Annotated in this window: 16 protein-coding genes; all 16 read right to left on the bottom strand. The window is 42.5% G+C overall.

The features are described from left to right. Nucleotides 1-11 precede the first annotated feature (11 nt). The 16 genes from DW720_RS08545 to argR all read right to left on the bottom strand — a co-directional run bounded on the left by DW720_RS08545 (nt 12) and on the right by argR (nt 17,797). On the bottom strand, nt 12-1,058 hold the full coding sequence (locus tag DW720_RS08545) for a glycosyltransferase family 2 protein (RefSeq protein WP_118743818.1): 1,047 nt from the start codon (nt 1,056-1,058) through the stop codon (nt 12-14). A gap of 30 nt (nt 1,059-1,088) precedes the next feature. Continuing rightward, the gene (locus DW720_RS08540) at nt 1,089-1,604 is read right to left on the bottom strand and encodes a serine acetyltransferase (RefSeq protein ID WP_101884326.1); all 516 of its coding nucleotides are present in this window, start codon (nt 1,602-1,604) and stop codon (nt 1,089-1,091) included. A 34-nt stretch (nt 1,605-1,638) separates the two neighbouring features. Further along, nucleotides 1,639-2,550, bottom strand: a complete 912-nt coding sequence (locus tag DW720_RS08535) for a glycosyltransferase family 2 protein (RefSeq protein ID WP_101884327.1) — start codon at nt 2,548-2,550, stop codon at nt 1,639-1,641. Further along, nucleotides 2,547-4,256, bottom strand: a complete 1,710-nt coding sequence (locus DW720_RS16145; RefSeq protein WP_118749523.1) for a sugar transferase — start codon at nt 4,254-4,256, stop codon at nt 2,547-2,549. The genes DW720_RS08535 and DW720_RS16145 overlap by 4 nt, the downstream gene beginning before the upstream one ends. A 24-nt stretch (nt 4,257-4,280) precedes the next feature. Beyond that, nucleotides 4,281-5,564: a DegT/DnrJ/EryC1/StrS family aminotransferase gene (locus tag DW720_RS08525; protein ID WP_118743817.1), complete on the bottom strand. Its 1,284-nt coding sequence runs from the start codon at nt 5,562-5,564 to the stop codon at nt 4,281-4,283. A 43-nt stretch (nt 5,565-5,607) separates the two neighbouring features. Then, entirely contained in the window at nt 5,608-7,551 is a 1,944-nt protein-coding gene (locus tag DW720_RS08520; RefSeq protein WP_118749522.1) for a nucleoside-diphosphate sugar epimerase/dehydratase, read from the bottom strand. A gap of 61 nt (nt 7,552-7,612) precedes the next feature. Beyond that, the gene (locus DW720_RS08515) at nt 7,613-8,122 is read right to left on the bottom strand and encodes a hypothetical protein (RefSeq protein ID WP_158576599.1); all 510 of its coding nucleotides are present in this window, start codon (nt 8,120-8,122) and stop codon (nt 7,613-7,615) included. Nucleotides 8,123-8,354: 232 nt separating this feature from the next. Beyond that, nucleotides 8,355-9,623 carry a sugar transferase gene (locus tag DW720_RS08510; protein ID WP_118749520.1) on the bottom strand — a complete coding sequence of 423 codons (1,269 nt, stop codon included), beginning with the start codon at nt 9,621-9,623 and terminating at the stop codon, nt 8,355-8,357. A gap of 311 nt (nt 9,624-9,934) precedes the next feature. Then, entirely contained in the window at nt 9,935-10,573 is a 639-nt protein-coding gene (locus DW720_RS08505; protein WP_118293812.1) for a hypothetical protein, read from the bottom strand. A gap of 41 nt (nt 10,574-10,614) precedes the next feature. Then, nucleotides 10,615-11,643, bottom strand: coding sequence for an LCP family protein (locus DW720_RS08500; RefSeq protein ID WP_118293813.1), 1,029 nt, complete (start codon nt 11,641-11,643; stop codon nt 10,615-10,617). Next, entirely contained in the window at nt 11,640-12,359 is a 720-nt protein-coding gene (locus DW720_RS08495) for a CpsD/CapB family tyrosine-protein kinase (RefSeq protein WP_118293814.1), read from the bottom strand. The genes DW720_RS08500 and DW720_RS08495 overlap by 4 nt, the downstream gene beginning before the upstream one ends. Before the next feature lie 6 nt (nt 12,360-12,365). Beyond that, complete coding sequence (locus tag DW720_RS08490; protein ID WP_118293815.1) at nt 12,366-13,154, bottom strand: Wzz/FepE/Etk N-terminal domain-containing protein; 789 nt, start codon at nt 13,152-13,154, stop codon at nt 12,366-12,368. Nucleotides 13,155-13,307: 153 nt separating this feature from the next. Continuing rightward, complete coding sequence (locus tag DW720_RS08485) at nt 13,308-14,084, bottom strand: CpsB/CapC family capsule biosynthesis tyrosine phosphatase (RefSeq protein ID WP_118293816.1); 777 nt, start codon at nt 14,082-14,084, stop codon at nt 13,308-13,310. A gap of 83 nt (nt 14,085-14,167) precedes the next feature. Continuing rightward, nucleotides 14,168-14,875, bottom strand: a complete 708-nt coding sequence (locus DW720_RS08480) for a hypothetical protein (RefSeq protein ID WP_118749519.1) — start codon at nt 14,873-14,875, stop codon at nt 14,168-14,170. 745 nt (nt 14,876-15,620) lie between these two features. Further along, nucleotides 15,621-17,288: a DNA repair protein RecN gene (recN, locus tag DW720_RS08475; protein ID WP_118749518.1), complete on the bottom strand. Its 1,668-nt coding sequence runs from the start codon at nt 17,286-17,288 to the stop codon at nt 15,621-15,623. Nucleotides 17,289-17,347: 59 nt separating this feature from the next. Further along, nucleotides 17,348-17,797 carry an arginine repressor gene (argR, locus tag DW720_RS08470; protein ID WP_022359930.1) on the bottom strand — a complete coding sequence of 150 codons (450 nt, stop codon included), beginning with the start codon at nt 17,795-17,797 and terminating at the stop codon, nt 17,348-17,350. Nucleotides 17,798-17,802: the final 5 nt, after the last annotated feature.

The following is a 17,802-nucleotide window of genomic DNA, read 5'->3' as shown; positions in this document are numbered from 1 at the left end:
TTAATTACTCCTTAAAATTTCTTTATCAAAAATAATCCTCCTCTTTTTTCCACAAATACTTTTAAATGAATTATAAATAATACTTGTATATATTTCTTTTTTCTTAATTTATTTAGGAGTATATTTTGATACTTTCCTAGACACCTAGGAACTTCTATTGATAAAATTTGGCTATATTCCACCACATTTTTTATATATTCAACTCTTTCATAATGTTTCATTTTGAATCTATGAGATAATGACAATTCTATAGCTTTTATAGTATTTGAAATGTATCCTTGATTTAACTTATCAAAGACAATTTTATTATCTGTATTCCAAGTAAATACAGTCTTTTCCTGTATTTTTCTTAATCCAACAACTGATTCTATATAATTGATCGGATATTTATCCCATTCTTTTCTCAAGTCATTCACATAATGAATATATACATTTTCTTCTATGAAATGAACATTATTTACATGGCATAAATACATGAATATGAATGCGGTGTCTTGGTGTCGCCGTAACTCAGGAAATTCTATCTGATTTTCTCGAATAATTTTTAAATCATATAATTTATTCCACGGAGCCCCATTTATTCCAAATTCTTCATTTTCGCCAATATATTTATTGTAATTGCTCCTCATTTGGATACCTGATACTTCTCTATCCTTATAGCTCCTTTCTGTAACCTTTTTTCCATTTCCATCCAGCGATGTAAAACCAGCAACAACAAAATCGTTTATTCCATTGCTCATAGCTTGCACCATTGCTGAAACTGCATTTTCTTCATATAAGTCATCAGCATCCGGAAAACATATATATCTTCCCTTAGCATTTTTTATTCCATAATTTCTGGCCGGACCAGCCCCATGATTCTCAGTATGAAAGACACGTACCCTCTTATCTACTTCTTCAAATTTTTTACACACTTGTAGACTATTATCTGTTGATCCATCATCAACAAGAAGAATCTCTATATTTTTGTAACTTTGCTTTATCAATGATTCAACGCATATTTTAATACTTGTTCCCATATTATATACAGGAACAACTATGCTAACCAATTCTTCCATTATATTAATTTCCTCACTAAATTTTCTAATTTACTTTTCAACATAATGCGCTGGAACTCCAACAATCGTTCTATTTACTTCAAGAAAGTCTTTATTAACAACTGCATTGGCTCCAATCTGAGTTCCATCTGCGACTTGGATTTTTCCAAAAATTTTTGCGCCAGGTCCTATATAAACATTATTTCCTATTTTAGGTGATCCAGTTCCAATATTTGTACACACATGCAATCTGCAATTCTCCCCTATTTTCGCTTCATGATTTACTACTATTGTACCAATATGTGATATGCTCAAGCCCTTTTCAAAGCAATTTAGCCCAATTGAAAATCCACACAATAAACCTAATATATTCCACAATGCTTTATAATATTTACCTGCTATTTTATGAAATGCCCCCCCCGATACGTTGTTATAATATTCACTTTTTCGTAAATAAATTTCATATCGCCATACAATATCTCTTAGTTTAGGTTTCTTATATCTATATCCTAAATGAATTCGATCTGCCTCTAGATACTCCCTTAAATCTGCTTTAGATTGAATCATAATATTTTCTCCTAACATCTACAACTTTCTAAACTTATCTTTTACAAATCTGAATAATTTTCACAATAGTTTTCTGTAAAGCTAATCTACATGCCTTCGGGCTACTCAATACCGCTTTACAATATCCTAATCCCTGACGTTTTTCGCCATTCTTCAGACATACATAGCCCAATTCGTACTTATGCATTGCATAAATACATTTTCTTTCTTTTTCGCTTAACGAAGCCATTACAGGCTTTATAGATCTAAAAAAAGCTTTTTTATATTGTATTAACTTATGAGCATCTGGTCTGTTTTGCGTGTCTGAAACATCCACACAATGCAAATATTGATTTACTTCTTTTAATTTATATTTTGATGTAAAGTCTACTAAAAGTTGCAAATCTTGATGTCTCAACAAGTTTTCATCGAAATATCTAGTTGTATCAAAATAGTCATGTCTTATAAGCAATGTGCCGGTTGCAACATCTGACATAAGATTTAATATATCTTTATAAATATATCCGTCTCTATATTTCTTTGTTTTTCCTATAACATTTCCATTCTGATCATACAATGTAAACTTACATGACACCGCTCCCCAACTATCATCAAGAGACTTTAGTTCTTTTACCTGTTCTTCCAGTTTATTCAGTTCCCACCAGTCATCATCATCCAAAAAAGCAATATACTGTCCTCTTGCCTGGCGAATACCTACATTTCTTGCAACTGCGCCATTAATATGTTTATCCTGAAGAATCAGATGGAATCTTTCATCATTCGAATATTTCTCTACTCTTTTTTTCAACAATTCCGTATATTCATCAAATGGCTCATTATCATTTACTAGTAACAATTCTAAATTTTTATATGTCTGATTCAATACACTGTCTATTGCTCTGAGTAATTTTTCTGAGCGCTTGTAAGTCGGCATAATAACACTGACAAGACCTTCTACATACTTCATGATACTTTTTTCCTCGCAAATGTTCTAAATACCCAACCTCTTAGCTTGTTAGGCATCAATTTTTGAATAATCAACCTCTTAGTTACATTTTTTATATATGTCGAATGATTAATCATCTTATTCTTCAGCATATAATCCTGAAGTCCTTTTTCACTCTCAAAATACTTTGAACCTCCTCGTCGTTGATACATTTCTTCACCGACCCGAACATTCACAAGCACGCTTCCTGTATTTGCGAATACTGCTCCATTTAACCACATTCTTATCCATAGATAATAATCTTCATTCCAAAACCAATCTTGGTATCCGCCAGCACTTTCCACTGCTTTCTTTTTATACATGACTGAAACATGATTCATAGCACAACGTGTTTTCATATATTCTCTTATAGATTCGTTAGATAATGGAACAGATCTTTTCCCAACAATATTATTTTCTTCTCCGATAAATTCTGTTATATCTCCTCCCACAATATCTATCTCAGGATTTATTTCAAAATATTTTAATTGTTCTTCAAATCGTGTAGAAACAGACACATCATCGCTGTCCATTCGAGCAATTAGTTCATGAGTTGCATTTTCAACTGCGATTTTTAACGCATTTCCCAAGCCACCATTTTGTTCTAATCGTATAACATTAAATACTTCATACTTTTTTTCATATTTATTAATAACATTATTTATCTCGTTACTTACCGGGCCATCCACAACTAATACAATTTCATTTGGTTTAATCGTTTGCTCGTCAGTAATACTACTAAGTGCTCTATCAAAAAAATCGGGATTATCACTTTTATATACTGACATAGCCACGGAAAAAGGTACATGATGATTTCTATCTACTTTAACATCTTCTTTAACATCACTTTCCTGATTTAAAATTTTCTTTGCTTTCATTTGTTTATTATTGTAATCTTCTTGACTCACCTTTCCATTATTCAATAAATAGTCACCAAAGTCTTCTGCTGTTGCCATATCTCCATCTGTAATTCCCTCCTGCTTAATAAAAGCAGTTTTTACAGTTTTTAAGATAATACGTAAATCTTCTAACAATGACACATTTTCTATGTACTTCAAATCCCAGTCCAATTTATCTTCCCACTTAATTGCATTTCTTCCATTCACCTGCGCCAATCCACTCAACCCTGGTTTTGCAGTGTGACGCATACGTTGTTCCTTTGTCATAAACGTAAGATCTCTGACCAGTTGTGGACGCGGACCACAAACCGAAAGTGTCCCATTTAAAATATTAAAAGTCTCTGGAAGTTCATCAAGACTTGTACTTCTAAGCCACTTGCCAAATGAGGTTAACCGCACCTCATCTGGCAAAAGCTCTCCATTTTCGTCTCTTTCGTCTGTCATAGTACGAAATTTATACATTTTAAAAATAGTTTCTTTGCCATCTTCTCCAATCAGACCTGGACGGTCCTGAGTAAACAATACCGGACTTCCAAGTTTGAATCTGACAAGAATTGCAACACCTATATATAATGGACTAAAACATATAATCGCTGCTGATGCACAAACAATATCTATTGCTCTTTTAACGTATTTCTCATAAAATCCCATTTCACGTGTCGGAATTGCTTCTATGCTTTCAGCTTTATAAGAGGTTTTTTCCGCTTTTTTCTTCATAATCCAAGTCACTACCGCTGTTCCAGCAACAATAGATGATGCTATAATTCCAACTACTTTTTTCTTTGACACTATAATCTCTCCCACAATATATTTCTACTCAAAACAAGCTCTAATCACTTCAATAATTCTATCCTGCTGCTCCGCAGTCATTTTATTATCACTTGGCAGACATAATCCTCTTGCAAAAATATCCATTCCTACATCAGCTGCACCACCAGCAATATACGCATTTGATCTTGCACGTCCATTACCATCTCTGACAACAAATGGATTTAAACGATAAATTGGCTGCATATGCATTGGTTTCCAAATCGGTCTGCCCTCTGCATTAATAGATGCAATTGCCTCCAGAATTTCAGTCGGACACGTTTTTCCGGCTTCTTTGACATAGCAGACATCCTGCTCTCCACGAACCTGTTTGCACATTGCATCTTCATCAACAATCAAGCAGGAAAGCCAGTAGTTTGGTTCTGAATTTTCCAGATCCATTGGGTTCATGGATACTGGCAAATCCTTTAATCCCTCTTTGTATCTTTCGTAGATTGCTTTTTTCTGTGCAATATGTTCATCCAGATAAGGAAACTGTCCACGAACAACACCAGCAACCACATTACTCATCCGATAGTTGTATCCCAGTTCTTCATGCTGATACCATGCAGCATTTTCTCTCGCCTGAGTTGACCACTTACGAACCTTATTTGCTGCTTCTTCATCATCTGTCAGGAAGCATCCACCAGCACTACCAGTAATAATCTTGTTTCCATTAAAGGAAATCGTATTATACTTTCCAAATGTGCCAGTCTGTACTCCCTTATATGTAGCTCCCATAGATTCTGCAGCATCTTCTACCAGAATTGCATTATGTTTCTTGATAACGGCATTTAATTCGTCTACTTTTCCTGGTGTTCCATAAAGGTGAGCAACTACTACTACCTTCGTATCCGGATAAATTTCAAATGCTTTTTCAAGTGCCACCGGGTCCATATTCCATGTGTCATATTCCGTGTCAATGAATACCGGTTCACCGCCCTCGTAAACAACAGGATTTACAGTGGCATCAAAAGTCATATCTGAACAAAAAACTTTCTTTCCTTCCAATGCACCATGTCCAACTTTTGGCATACCATATGCTTCAATACCAGCTAATTTCATAGCAAGATGCAATGATGCTGTTCCGGCAGATAATGCAACTGCATGTTTGCATCCAATATATTCACATGCCATTCTTTCAACTTCGTTGATATTTTTTCCAACTGTGGACATCCAGTTTGTTTCATACGCTTCTTTCACATATTCAATTTCCGGACCATGCATAGTCGGACTGCTCAACCAAACCTTTGATTCAAATTTTTCAAAATTATTGTTCTCTTTAAACATATGTAATTACCTCTTTTATATCGCTCCATGTTGTGGTTATTCTTTATGCAATCTCTTCGTTTACCTCTTCTGGTGTCTTAAATGTTGGTACAACACTTCGGAGAGCTTCTTTTGCAATCAAATCATCACCTGTATCACAGGCATCTCTAAGAACTTTGATTTTTTTATAAATCTCTTCTTTATTTAAAGCTGTATCTCTTTCAATAAAAATCATACTATTATCCGTTTTATCCAGTTCCTCTGTCTTAACCAAAAGCTCCTCATACAGCTTCTCGCCCGGTCTTAATCCCGTTTCAATAATTTCAATTCCCTGTACACCAGACAGACGAATCATATTCTCTGCCAGATCCATAATCTTTACTGGCTGTCCCATGTCAAGAACAAACAGCTCTCCATTATTGGCAATCGCACCACTCTGAAGAACAAGCTGTGATGCTTCTGGAATTGTCATAAAATATCTGATGATTCGTTTATCTGTAACTGTAACCGGTCCCCCATTAGCAATCTGGCGTTTAAATAATGGAATAACCGATCCGGCACTGCCAAGTACATTTCCAAAACGAGTCGCACTGTATCTTACTTTTCCATGAGTACTTGCGCTTTGAACGATCATCTCGCACATTCTCTTAGTTGCACCCATTACGTTTGTCGGATTAACCGCTTTATCCGTGGATACCATCATAAAGCGTTCCGCACCATACTCCTCACAAAGCTCCACCAGATTCTGTGTGCCAAATACATTGTTGTAAATGGCTTCTACACAGTTATGCTCCATCAATGGGACATGCTTGTGAGCGGCTGCATTGATAATGATCTGTGGATGATATTTTTCAAATACTCTTTCAAGAGCTTTTCTATGAGTGATGGAACAAATTTCAATCTGCAAATCCAGCTTATTTCCATATGCGATCTTCAATTCCTGCTGAACATCATATGCACCATTTTCATAAATATCTAAGATAATGATCTTCTTCGGATTCATCTTGGCCAACTGTCTGCACAGTTCTGACCCAATAGAACCGCCACCACCTGTGATCAGTACGACTTTATCTTTGTAATATGCATTGGTACGCTCATCCGAAACAACTAAAGGTTTTCTAAATAAAAGCTCCTCAATATCAAATTCTCGAAGATGACGTTTTCCTCCTGCCGCATACATAGTCGGATAATCATATACTTTTAATTTGTATCCCGCATTCTTGTAATACTCATAAAGAGTTTTCTTCTTTGCTGCATCCATTGATGGGATTGCAAAAATGATTTCCTGTACTTCAAATTCGCCTAACTTCTTAAAAGTTGCTTCCGTTTCAGACCAAACCGGAATGCCATGTATATCTCGTCCAACTTTTTCCTTATTAATATCAATAAAACATCTTGGTACATACGCTGCTTCTGAATTGTTCAAAAGTTCTTCTGCCAAACTCACACCAACTCGTCCAGCACCAATAATTGCAACTTTGATCTTCTGCACTTCTTTTTCATTTCCAGCTTCAATACCAGAAAATACATGCAATAATATAGAAAGAATTTTTCCTCTTGTTGTCTCCTGGTTTCCACATTTGTATGCATAGCGATACATCATGCGAAGCGCCAATGCTCCTAATAAATTCAAGCTAACCAATGAAAGTAATCTTGCAAATGTAATTTTTTGAACTGGAAGTAGGAGTTCCAGACATAGATACGCCACAAAAGCGATAGAGTCAGTAAACAGCAAGCGGATATAACACTGAATCCCACCATATCTCCATACTTGCCCGTAAATTTTACCTATTAGACGTGCTGTGAAAATACACAAAACAGAAAGACCTACTTGTTGAAAGATCCCAACAGTTGATAATTTATCCATTCCTCCATATAACACCAGGAGTATAACTGCTACTAATGCATATACAATCAAATCATACCCGACAAGCGTCCAGCGTATGTTTGGCGTGTTATTTTGTTTTGCCTGTTTCATATCCATCTTTGTTTCATTTGTACTATTCATCGTGTACCCCCCCCCACGAAAATCAGGGCGGTTTCATCCTTCCTATAATTATTGAACCTTATCATTCCTTTGTTAATGACGTAAACAGAACACTTCCTTGTTCTGTGCTTGTGTTCATTGCAACCATACTTGTTGATTTCACAATTGTTCCTGATTTTAATGTGCAACTATCTCCAATAAAACAATATGGTTCTACCACCACATTGGCACCAATGACCGTTGCCTGCCCAATAGTACTTCCACAGCCGACAACAGCCCTTGGCTCAACAATACAGCCAGGCATTAAATTAGCTGATGGGGAAATAGTAGAATCCATATGAAATAAAACTGGAATATTGTAAAGTGCCTCCAACTTTTTATTCCACTCAAGTCTTTCTGTTCCATCGTCACATGCAGCTATTGCACAGTTATATTCCGGATAAAAACTTTCCACATCCTCCAGTTTTCCAATAGCTCCTTCTCTGTCATTATCTACAAAGGAGATTTCCTCAAAGCAACCCATTGACTCTGCTATCTCTTTTACATAATCTCCATATCTTTTAGAGGCTACAATTAATAATTTTCTTCCCATTTTCAACACGCACCTCATAATTATTTGTTTTTATTAGGTAAGTTCTTTAACACGACGACTAGCCTGTGAATGTTCTTTTTAAAGAGCATCCGCAGGCTAGGTCAAACCTCCTTATCATAATTTTTCAGCTTACAGTGTGGGTCAAAATAAGCATCCAAGAAACCATTCTTTTATATTTGTTCCCCCGCTCAATCGACACAACACAAAGAAAAATTATCATAACAAAATTCGACTAAGCCAGCGAAACCCCTGTAAAATCAATGTTTTTCTTGGTTGTTCCTATTATACCGCTATCTCCTTTCAGCACATTGAAAAACTGCGGAAATTCATCTAAACTGGTACGGCGGATGAAATCGCCGATTCCGGTCTTGTGGCTTCCATCCGGCAGGATCTTGTTTCCGATAACACGCGGATCGAAATCAAGTTTGAACATCTTTCCATCACCAAGTCGGTTATCTTTCATCAGCTCTGCTTTTCGTGCCTCGGCATCCATGTACATGCTTCTGAATTTATACATCTTGAACCGTTTTCCGTTTTTACCAACACGCTCCTGGGCGAAGAAGATCGGTCCCGGGGACGCCAGGTAGATTGCTGTGCCGACAAACGGAAGCAATAGTACTGTAATTATGCAGCCGACCAGACCGCCCATGATATCCATTGCGCGCTTTAAGAAAAGCTGAAAGGAGGACGCATAGTTGATGCTGGTTGTCAGCACCGTGTACGGTCCTATCTTTTCGACAAACTGTTTTTTCCCCGGCTCACTCATTACCTTTGCCAGACCCAGATGCACCGTCACGCCGGTTTCCATCAGCTGACTTAAAAGCTTTCCCGGATACGGCACCTCGTCTGAGGTGACCACCAGGACTTCATCGATCCAGTCCTGACAGACATAGTGCGGAATACCCGCTTCCTCTGCCACGACCGGAACTCCATCTATTTTCTCTCCGACGGAATATTTTCCACCTCCGATGAGAGAAATACCTGCAACTATATATTGTGCATAGTTATTTTCTTTAATTGTTTTGACGACGCGCTCGACGACATCTTCACTCGCTGCAATCAGAAGGGCGCTTTTTCCCTCGTCGCTCGTCTTTTTCTTCTGTAGGTGCCATTTCCAGAGCTCCCGGACTGCATATGCCACAACGCTGTAGCATACCGGCATCAGAAGCAATACCAGCCTCGAATAGTTCTGCCCTTCCTGTAAAAGGAACAGATATAAAAGTGCAATTCCTTCTATAAAGACTGCCTGCTTTACCGTCATGGTAAATTCCCGGAAATGTCCTCTCCGTATCACGCCTTTCATCGTTTCCCGGCATATGAGCAGCATCAGATCTGCCAGTCCCAGAAACATAGCCACATTCCGATATAAGATCGGTGTGTATATATCCCATCCATACCCACTGCACGCATATGCAAGCATCAGTGCTACCTGCAGGCAGAGTATATCCAGGATGATGAAATCAACGTGTTTCATCCAGCCGCCCGAATTTCTTTTGTACATACTTCTTCCCCCTTGTCAATTTTTGCCCTATTCTCCGGATGAAACCTATATTCCAGATAAATCCCTTATCCGTTTCCGGCAAAATCGACGATATTTTGTTTTCGGGTATATTCCGCCAGTTCGTTTTCGTTCTGATAATCTAACGAATTTGGCTTTTTTATTTGACATTGACGGATCATGACCATCTATCTATATTGGTCTTGTAATGGTCTGGCCCACTCAAAGTTAGAAATTTAGAAATTATTTTTATTGTTTAGGGAAGCAGCAGGCTTTCCCAAACAGGTTCCTGCCGCTTTCCGCCTATCTACAGATTAGTTCTTATGAACCAGTGTAAATATGGCATTGCCCGGCATCGTAACGTTGATTGTGTTGGTCGCATAATCAACACTGTTTACAGCTGCCAGTTCCCATGCATGGGTTGTCTCATTGTAGAAATACAGCTGGATGTTCTGAGCATTGCCCAGGGCTGCAACTGAAATATTGACAATCACTGCTTCTTTCGTTACAGCGCCGTTTGCATCAGTTGCCTGCAGCTGCTGTGCCGGCATCAGCGGAGAGTATCCAACCAGAGCCGGATCACCGGTTACACGGTACAGTGGGGTACCTGCATTGATCTCAAACACTTTCTCAGCAACTGCCCAGCTGTTGCCGTCTTTGATCTGCTGATCGGATGCAAATCCAACTGCATTGTTGCTTCCAGAAGTTCCCTGGGAAACAGTGATTCCGTTGGAACCATTCTGTCCGTTGTTCTTGATACCTGTGGTGGTCTTGTTTGTGATGGTTCCTGCATTCACATTCAGACCTGCAGACTTGGAAGACGCGCTTGAGCTATGTCCTCCTCCGTGACTAACCGTCGCGTTTGTGTTCGGGCTTCCGGCAGCCATGGCCAGAGTGCCCGGCACTGCCATGATAGCGGCTGCTACCAGAAGTGCTGCGTACTTCTTTTTCATTGTACTTCCCTTTCCTTTCCGGCTTTTTAAGCCTGCGCCTTTTAAGCTTTTTCTTTATAAAAAAGATTGATAACAATCTCTTTTAACTCATCCATATCCGGATAAAATTCTTCGAATTTACCCTGATAAATTTCTCCCGACAGCTCGATAAAATCGCCGTCCTCCATGGTTTTCGGGCTGTTTAACATTGCAAGTCCCATGTCCATGTACTGGTCTTTTGCCATATTGGTGATCGCCTTTTCCTGGATGCCATCTACCAGGCGCGTAATCGTTGTTTTATCCGCTGTCTGGCTTTCTTTGGCTCTCTGAATAAAGGATTTCAGATATCCTTTCTGACGGTGCAGGCGCACTGTAGCAGAACCATCTTCGTTGATATCTCGGAACCGGACGTATTTCTCCGTCAGGTCACCGAGCAGAGTGACGGTTTCTCCCATCTTGAAATCGTCAGGATATTTCTCTGCGACCATCTCATCTTCAACCGTGATGGGTACGCCGCCGACCGCGTCGTTAAAATAGGGGATGGAGTCCATATTGACGGCAAAGTATCCGTCTATCTGAAGTCCAAATAGCAGCTTAGAAAGCGCTCCCACTGTCAGCTCACAGCTTTTTTCGCGTCCGTCCCCGAACGCATAGGCAAGTGTCAGCTGCTTCGTCTCGGTTCCGATTGGGTTTCCAAAATAATCAAAAACCTCGATCTCTGTCATCGTATTTCTCGGAATTAACACAATCTGTGCCACATCCTTGGCAGCGTCCTGCGCCACTAAAAAGAGTGCATCGGCGTCTCCGCCTTTTCCGGCGACGTTCTGGGCTTCCATCTCCCCCTTGGTATCAACACCTATGCAGAGAATCGCCCGCATCGCCGTGTTGCGGCGGTATTTTTTGCCATTCCAGGTCAAAATTCCATTTGCAAGGTCTTCTTCCTCCTGACTTTTTGCCTGATCACGGGCTTCAATCGCACGAATTGCCGCTTCTCTTTCTTGATATTTCTGATAAACATGAATGCCGCCCGCTACACAGGCGATTCCTGCCACCGCCCAGGCGATCCACCGGATCATTTTCTGCTTTCTCATTTGACTGGCTCGTTTTCATAATATTTTGTATATTTCGAATATTTACCATAGTATCTGTGATAGTAGCCGCTGCCTGCCATGTCCACACGGTTCAGCACCGCGCCGAGAATCCGGCAGCCGGTCCGCTCCAGCTGGCTTTTGGCTTTCTGCACCAGACGGTAGCTAAGCGCACCGCTCTCGACTACCAGGATCGCTCCGTCGCAGCGCTGTGCTATGATCGCACCGTCAATGACACTTCCGAGCGGCGGCGTATCGATGATGATCGTGTCGTACTCATTTCTCGCCCACGCGATCAGCTTACTAAATGCATCCTCGCTCAGAAGCTCTGCCGGGTTCGGTGCCATCGGACCGGAGAAAATGATATCCAGGTTCGGCAGGTTCGTGTGATACAGAACCTCCCCTAAAAGCCGCTGCCCGGTCAGGTACTGTGTCAGTCCGTAAATCTGCTGTCCGACCCCGAAACGGGATACCAGCACGGATTTACGGATATCCGCATCGATAAATAACACGCGTCCCTCGGTCTGTGCCATCGAGATCGCAAGCTGGGAGGAGGTCTCACTCTTTCCTTCATCCGGCATTGTACTGGTCAGCATGATGACCTTGAGCCCATTTCCGGAAAACTGGATGTTGGTACGGAGTGTCTTCATTGCTTCCTCATACTGATAATCTCTTTTCTCATCCTGTATGATCTGGATGAATCCGTTCTGAATTGCCATGGTCTCCTACCTTTCCTTCTTATCTTTTCCGGCAAATGGATTGATGATATCCCAGATACCAGAGGTACGTTTTACCTTCTTCTCGCCCCGTCCGTGGATCTTGCTCTCTGGAATCGTTGCCAGTACCGGCAGTTCCAGATATTTCTCCACATCATCTTCCGAACGGATGGTATCATTCAGGGTAACCGTCAGTGTAATGTATCCGCACACGATCACTGCGGCAATCAGTGCGCCGATTAGCGCGTTTTTCGTATTGCTCGGGCTGGTTTTCTGGTTTGCCACCTCACCGCTCTCGATGAGTTTCGGCGGCGTCATTTCCATGATCTCGCCGACATAGTCGGATGCCACCTTTGCGGTCATATCGACAATTTTTTTTGCCATCTCCGCATCCGGATCCAGTGCAGAAATGTTTAAAATACGAGTATCCGACGGGTTCTCCACCTTAATTTTTCTGACCAGTTTTTTATAATCCATATCAAGATGAAGCTTATCAACCACCTCTTCCATAACGGAACGACCGGTGATGATCGTCTTGTAATCCTGTGTCAGCTGCGTGCCGATCTGCAGATCGGCTAACGAGGTCAGCGTTGTCTCTTTCGTCAGTACATAAATCTTCGCCGTTGAGCTGTACTGCGGTGTGAGCAGAAAATAGCTGTATGCTCCGCCGATTCCGGCTCCGAGCACCGCCACTGCAATGATGACCCAGAGTTTCCGGAGTAATGCATAAAAGATTTCACCCAGATCAATTACTTCCTCGTCTTCCCATTCTTGTCCTTGATTTTTTCTCTTTTCCATACCTTCCTTTTCCCTTTTCGTATTGTTTTTATCTGTCAGACATTGTTACAATGTTACGGTTCACGCATACGTGCCCGGTAACGGAATCTGTCAATGTTCTGTAACCGCGTGATTTCGAAAAACATTTGCATTTTTTCGCAAACATCTATTCTTTTACAATTTCTCATCCAGTATGATCTTTTCCGGATTTTCGATCGACAGCTGTCTGGCAAGCTCACTGCCTCCCTTTTTCCGGATCCATGCGATGGCTTTCGCACTGTTGGGAACCCGGTGGCGGTTGCCATGCATGTCGGTTCCCAGGAAACTGATGTAACCGGCTAGAAGTGTCCGGCGGCACCACCTCCGGTCCAGGCGCTCCCTTATTTTCCAGAAATGGCTCAGTTTCGTGAGGCTTCCGTAGTTCATCTGGAGATACGCGCCTTCCTTCATTAGCTCTTCCAGGCGTCCTTTTTCCCGCAGACACTGGTACCGCTCGATATGTGCCAGCACAGGCAGATAGCCCGCCATCGTCAGCTCCCGGACAGCGCGCTCAATCTGGCTCCAGGAGGATGTCGGCAGAAACTCGGTCAGCACGTACCGGCTGCCCGCCAGTGTCAGAAGCTTTCCTTCCCGGAGCATCTCGACCATGCCTTCGAAGTATTGGATTTCCTGCCCCCGGTAGAGTTCAAGATCGGGCATCGCCTTCTGGACACGAGCCGCCAACTTCTCCATAAGCTCTTGTATCTGCTGCGGTTTTGTCCGCCAGTGATACGCTACATAGTGTGGGGTGGCTATCACCTTCCGGACGCCCTGCTTATAAGATCTCCGAAGCATCCGGTAACTGAGTGCCATTTTCTCTGCCCCATCATCTATCCCCGGGAGCACGTGCGTATGGATATCCACCACACCCAGCTCTATCTTGTCCGGTCTTCTCTGCGTTTTGCGCGCCATTGCACTTCTCTCCTTAGTCAGTCATTTTTCTATCTGAATACACGCGAAATAGACAGCTTACACCATCGTTTTTTGCTGTCCACCTACTTCGTCCTGTTCTGATATTGCTCTAAAAATGTGTCATAATACTTTTTCTCTGCTTCCAATCTGGCTTTTACTGCATCCTCATAGTCCACAAATGTCCCAAGGTTATAAACTTTTCCCTGGAACCCGATGCTGGCACGCCATTTTTCATTTTCTCTCCGGTATACACCTCGGTGTCCACTGGTGTTGTTCACTGCCTCTTTCCGGCTCGCGATCCGCTCCAGACAGGTATTTTCTGCAAAATGGATGGATTTGCGCATATTTACTTTTCTCTGTGCCTGCCTAAGGCAGCCACAGCTTCTGGTTTTTCCCAAGCGCAGGTTTTCTTTCTGACAGACACAAAGCTTGCCACAGTCACATTGGCAGAACCACAGGTCTCCCTGGGCTGCCAGTTTGCCTCCCTCTGCAGAAGCCCCGCCTTCTTTTACCACCTCTAAAAGAGGAGAATATTTCTCCCACGGACCAAGAACCTGTAGGCGTCCATAGCGCTTGCCTGTCAGATCCAGCCAGCCGTGTACCTGTTTTCTTTTTCGATAGCAGCCGCAACTTTTGGTGTGTCCTGTCTTCAGATGCGTCCCGGCTACAGAACATATAGTTCCGCAGTCGCATTGACAAAGCCAGTAGGAATGTATGCTTTTCCTCGTATCATCTCTTTTTAAAACCAGAAGATGATCGAACTTCATCCCAACGAGGTTTTCACGTCCCATATACTCCCCCTGTAGCACATAATATGTATTATGTGGTGCGCGGTCTCCTCCTGTTTTTATAATCAACATAATGCTACCATCTAAAGACAAAAAAATCAATCCCTTAGAAGCATATCAGCATAATTTTATAAACTTATGAGTTGCAGGGATTTTGAAAAATTCAGTAAAATCCAGCATTTTTGAAAAAGAAATACCTCTGCTTATTTCTGTATTCCCCTTATGTGCCACATAATACATATTATGTCGTCCTGTTTTTCTGACAATATAAAACAAAATCCCAGAAAAACGGAGGCTTCTATCATGCCTTGTATTTTTGTGCAATAATGATTCATTACACATTTATAGCACATTTATATTTTACACAGTTGATTTTGTGTGGTTTTCTTTGTTTTTATCTTGTTCAACCTTCTGACTGCTACAGGATCAAAAAAGGATGCATTTCCTGTGACCAGATCCTTCAACCATGTTTTTCCATATTCGGTCGGAATATCCACATAAACGGGCATTCCATCCGTATTATAAATACATGTTTTTGCTTTTTGAAATGTCTTTGTTCCAGTTAAGATTTCTGCCGTTCTTATTTTTATCCCCAATACTTTCTATTTTAACTTTATCATATATGCATCTATTCCAAAACCACTTCGACGCAAACGGTCAAACTTCGACCTAATTGATATCTGGGGATCAAAAAAATGCCGCCTTACGCGACATTTTTCTGAATCTGAATCTTATATTTGATTTATAATCACACCTCCAGCTTCCGCTTCTTTGCCAGCTTCTTCATCTCCTCCGCATTCTGCCGCACGGTCTCGGTGATCTCTGCGCCGCCCAGAAGTCTCGCAAGCTCGTCCACCATCGCCTCGCGGTCTAAGGCGCGGATGGAGGTTGCCGTCCGTCCATCGGACGCGGATTTGCGGATCTCGAAGTGCTGGTCCGCCATCGCCGCGATCTGCGGCAGGTGCGTGATGCAGATGACCTGACGGCATTTGGAGAGGATCCGCAGCTTCTCCGATACCATCTGTGCAGTCCGCCCGCTGATACCGGTGTCAATCTCATCAAAAATCAACGTTGGAACCTGATCGGTCTCCGCCAGCACCGTCTTGATTGCCAGCATGATACGCGACAGCTCACCGCCGGACGCCACCATACCGAGCGGCCGAACCGGTTCGCCCGGATTCGTGGAAATCAGGAATTCCGGCTCGTCGATACCGCCCGCCGTGAAATGATCCAGCCGCCTAAACTCCATCTCAAACTGCACATCAAGGAAATTCAGTTCCCGAAGCCCGTCTGCGATCTTCTCCACCAGCTCCCCGGCAAACTGCTTACGCGCTGCTGACAATGCCTCGGAATGTTCTTTCAGTACTGCTTCCGCCTGTTCCAGTTCTTTTTCCGCCTGTTCCCGAAGTTCATCGTAATTCTCCAGTTCCTGCAGTCGCGCTTTCTTTTCTTCCAACGCCTGAAGTACCTCCGGGATCGTCTTCCCATACTTGGTTTCCAGGCTCCGGATCAGGTCAAGCCGCTCCTGTGTCTCCCGAAATGCCGCTTCGTCAAAGGTCATATCGTCCATATATCCGGCGATCTCCCTGGAAAGATCCGAAAGAAGGGAATCTACATCGCACAGCTCGTCACGGATCCCCTTCAATCCCTCGTCAAATGCCATCGCACCATCGATCTCACGGAACGCCCGCGACACCGCATCGCCGGACACCGCGCCATATGCCTGTGAAAGACTCTCAGCGATCCGTCTGGCATTGGAAAACCGCTTAAAATCGGCTGCCACCTTTTCCTCTTCGCCATCCTTTAACGCGGCATTTTCAATCTCTTCGATCTCAAACCGGCAGAAATCCATCTCCCGCAGTCTCGTCTCCTGATCGGATGCAAATGCGGCACATTTCTGTTTTAACTGCATATACAAGCGATAGGCAGCTTCCGTATTCTGTTTGAATGGGAGAAGTTTCTCCCCGCCATACGCATCGAGGATTTCCAGATGTTTTGACGCATTCACCAGCGACTGGTGTTCATGCTGTCCGTGCAGATCGATCAGAAGACCCGTGATCTCCCGCAGCCTTGCAGCCGTTACCGTCTCGTCGTTGATGCGACTGATGCTCCGGGTCGGTGTGATTTTCTTAGAAATGATTAAAATTCCCTCTTCATCAGGGTAAACATCGTGTTCCTTCAGCTGCTCGCGCTTTCTCTCATCATCGATGGAAAAAACCAGTTCAATGTAGGCGCTGTCGCAGCCCCGGCGGATCATCTCTTTCGGTGCTTTTCCGCCCAGCGCGATCTGGACCGAACCGATGATGATCGATTTTCCGGCTCCCGTCTCACCGGTCAGAATGTTGAGTCCGTCCCCGAACTCCACCTCCGCCGAATCGATCAGAGCCAGATTTTTCACTCGTAAATGATAAAGCATCCGCTTTCCGTTCCTCCTTATCAGCGGTTCCCGCAAAAAATGCGTGAACCCACCTTCCCTCATCCCGCAATCAGCTTGCGGATCTTGTCCATCAGCACGATCGTATCGTCCACCGTACGGACTGCACACATGACCGTATCGTCCCCGGCGATGCAGCCGACAATCTCTGAAAAATGGATGGCGTCGAGCGCTGCCGCGACTGCCATCGCCATGCCTGACACCGTCTTGATGACAAGGATGTTCTGCGCCATATCCATGGAAACGAAGCTATCGTGCAGAATACGGGTATATTTATCATTGAACGCCGTCTGAGGATGGAAAACCGCATATTTCTGTCCGCCGTTTTCTGTCTGGATCTTAGACAGCTTTAACTCCCGGATATCCCTGGAAACCGTTGCCTGCGTGACATTGTATCCCTCTTTATTCAGATATTCCGCCAGCTCTTCCTGCGTTTCAATCTCATATTTTCCAATCAATTCCACAATCTTGCTGTGACGTTCCATTTTCATGGCTC

Source organism: Clostridium sp. AM27-28, from assembly GCF_003480955.1.
Classification (GTDB): Bacteria; Bacillota; Clostridia; order Lachnospirales; family Lachnospiraceae; genus Otoolea; species Otoolea fessa.
This window is presented reverse-complemented; position numbering and strand designations above follow the sequence as displayed.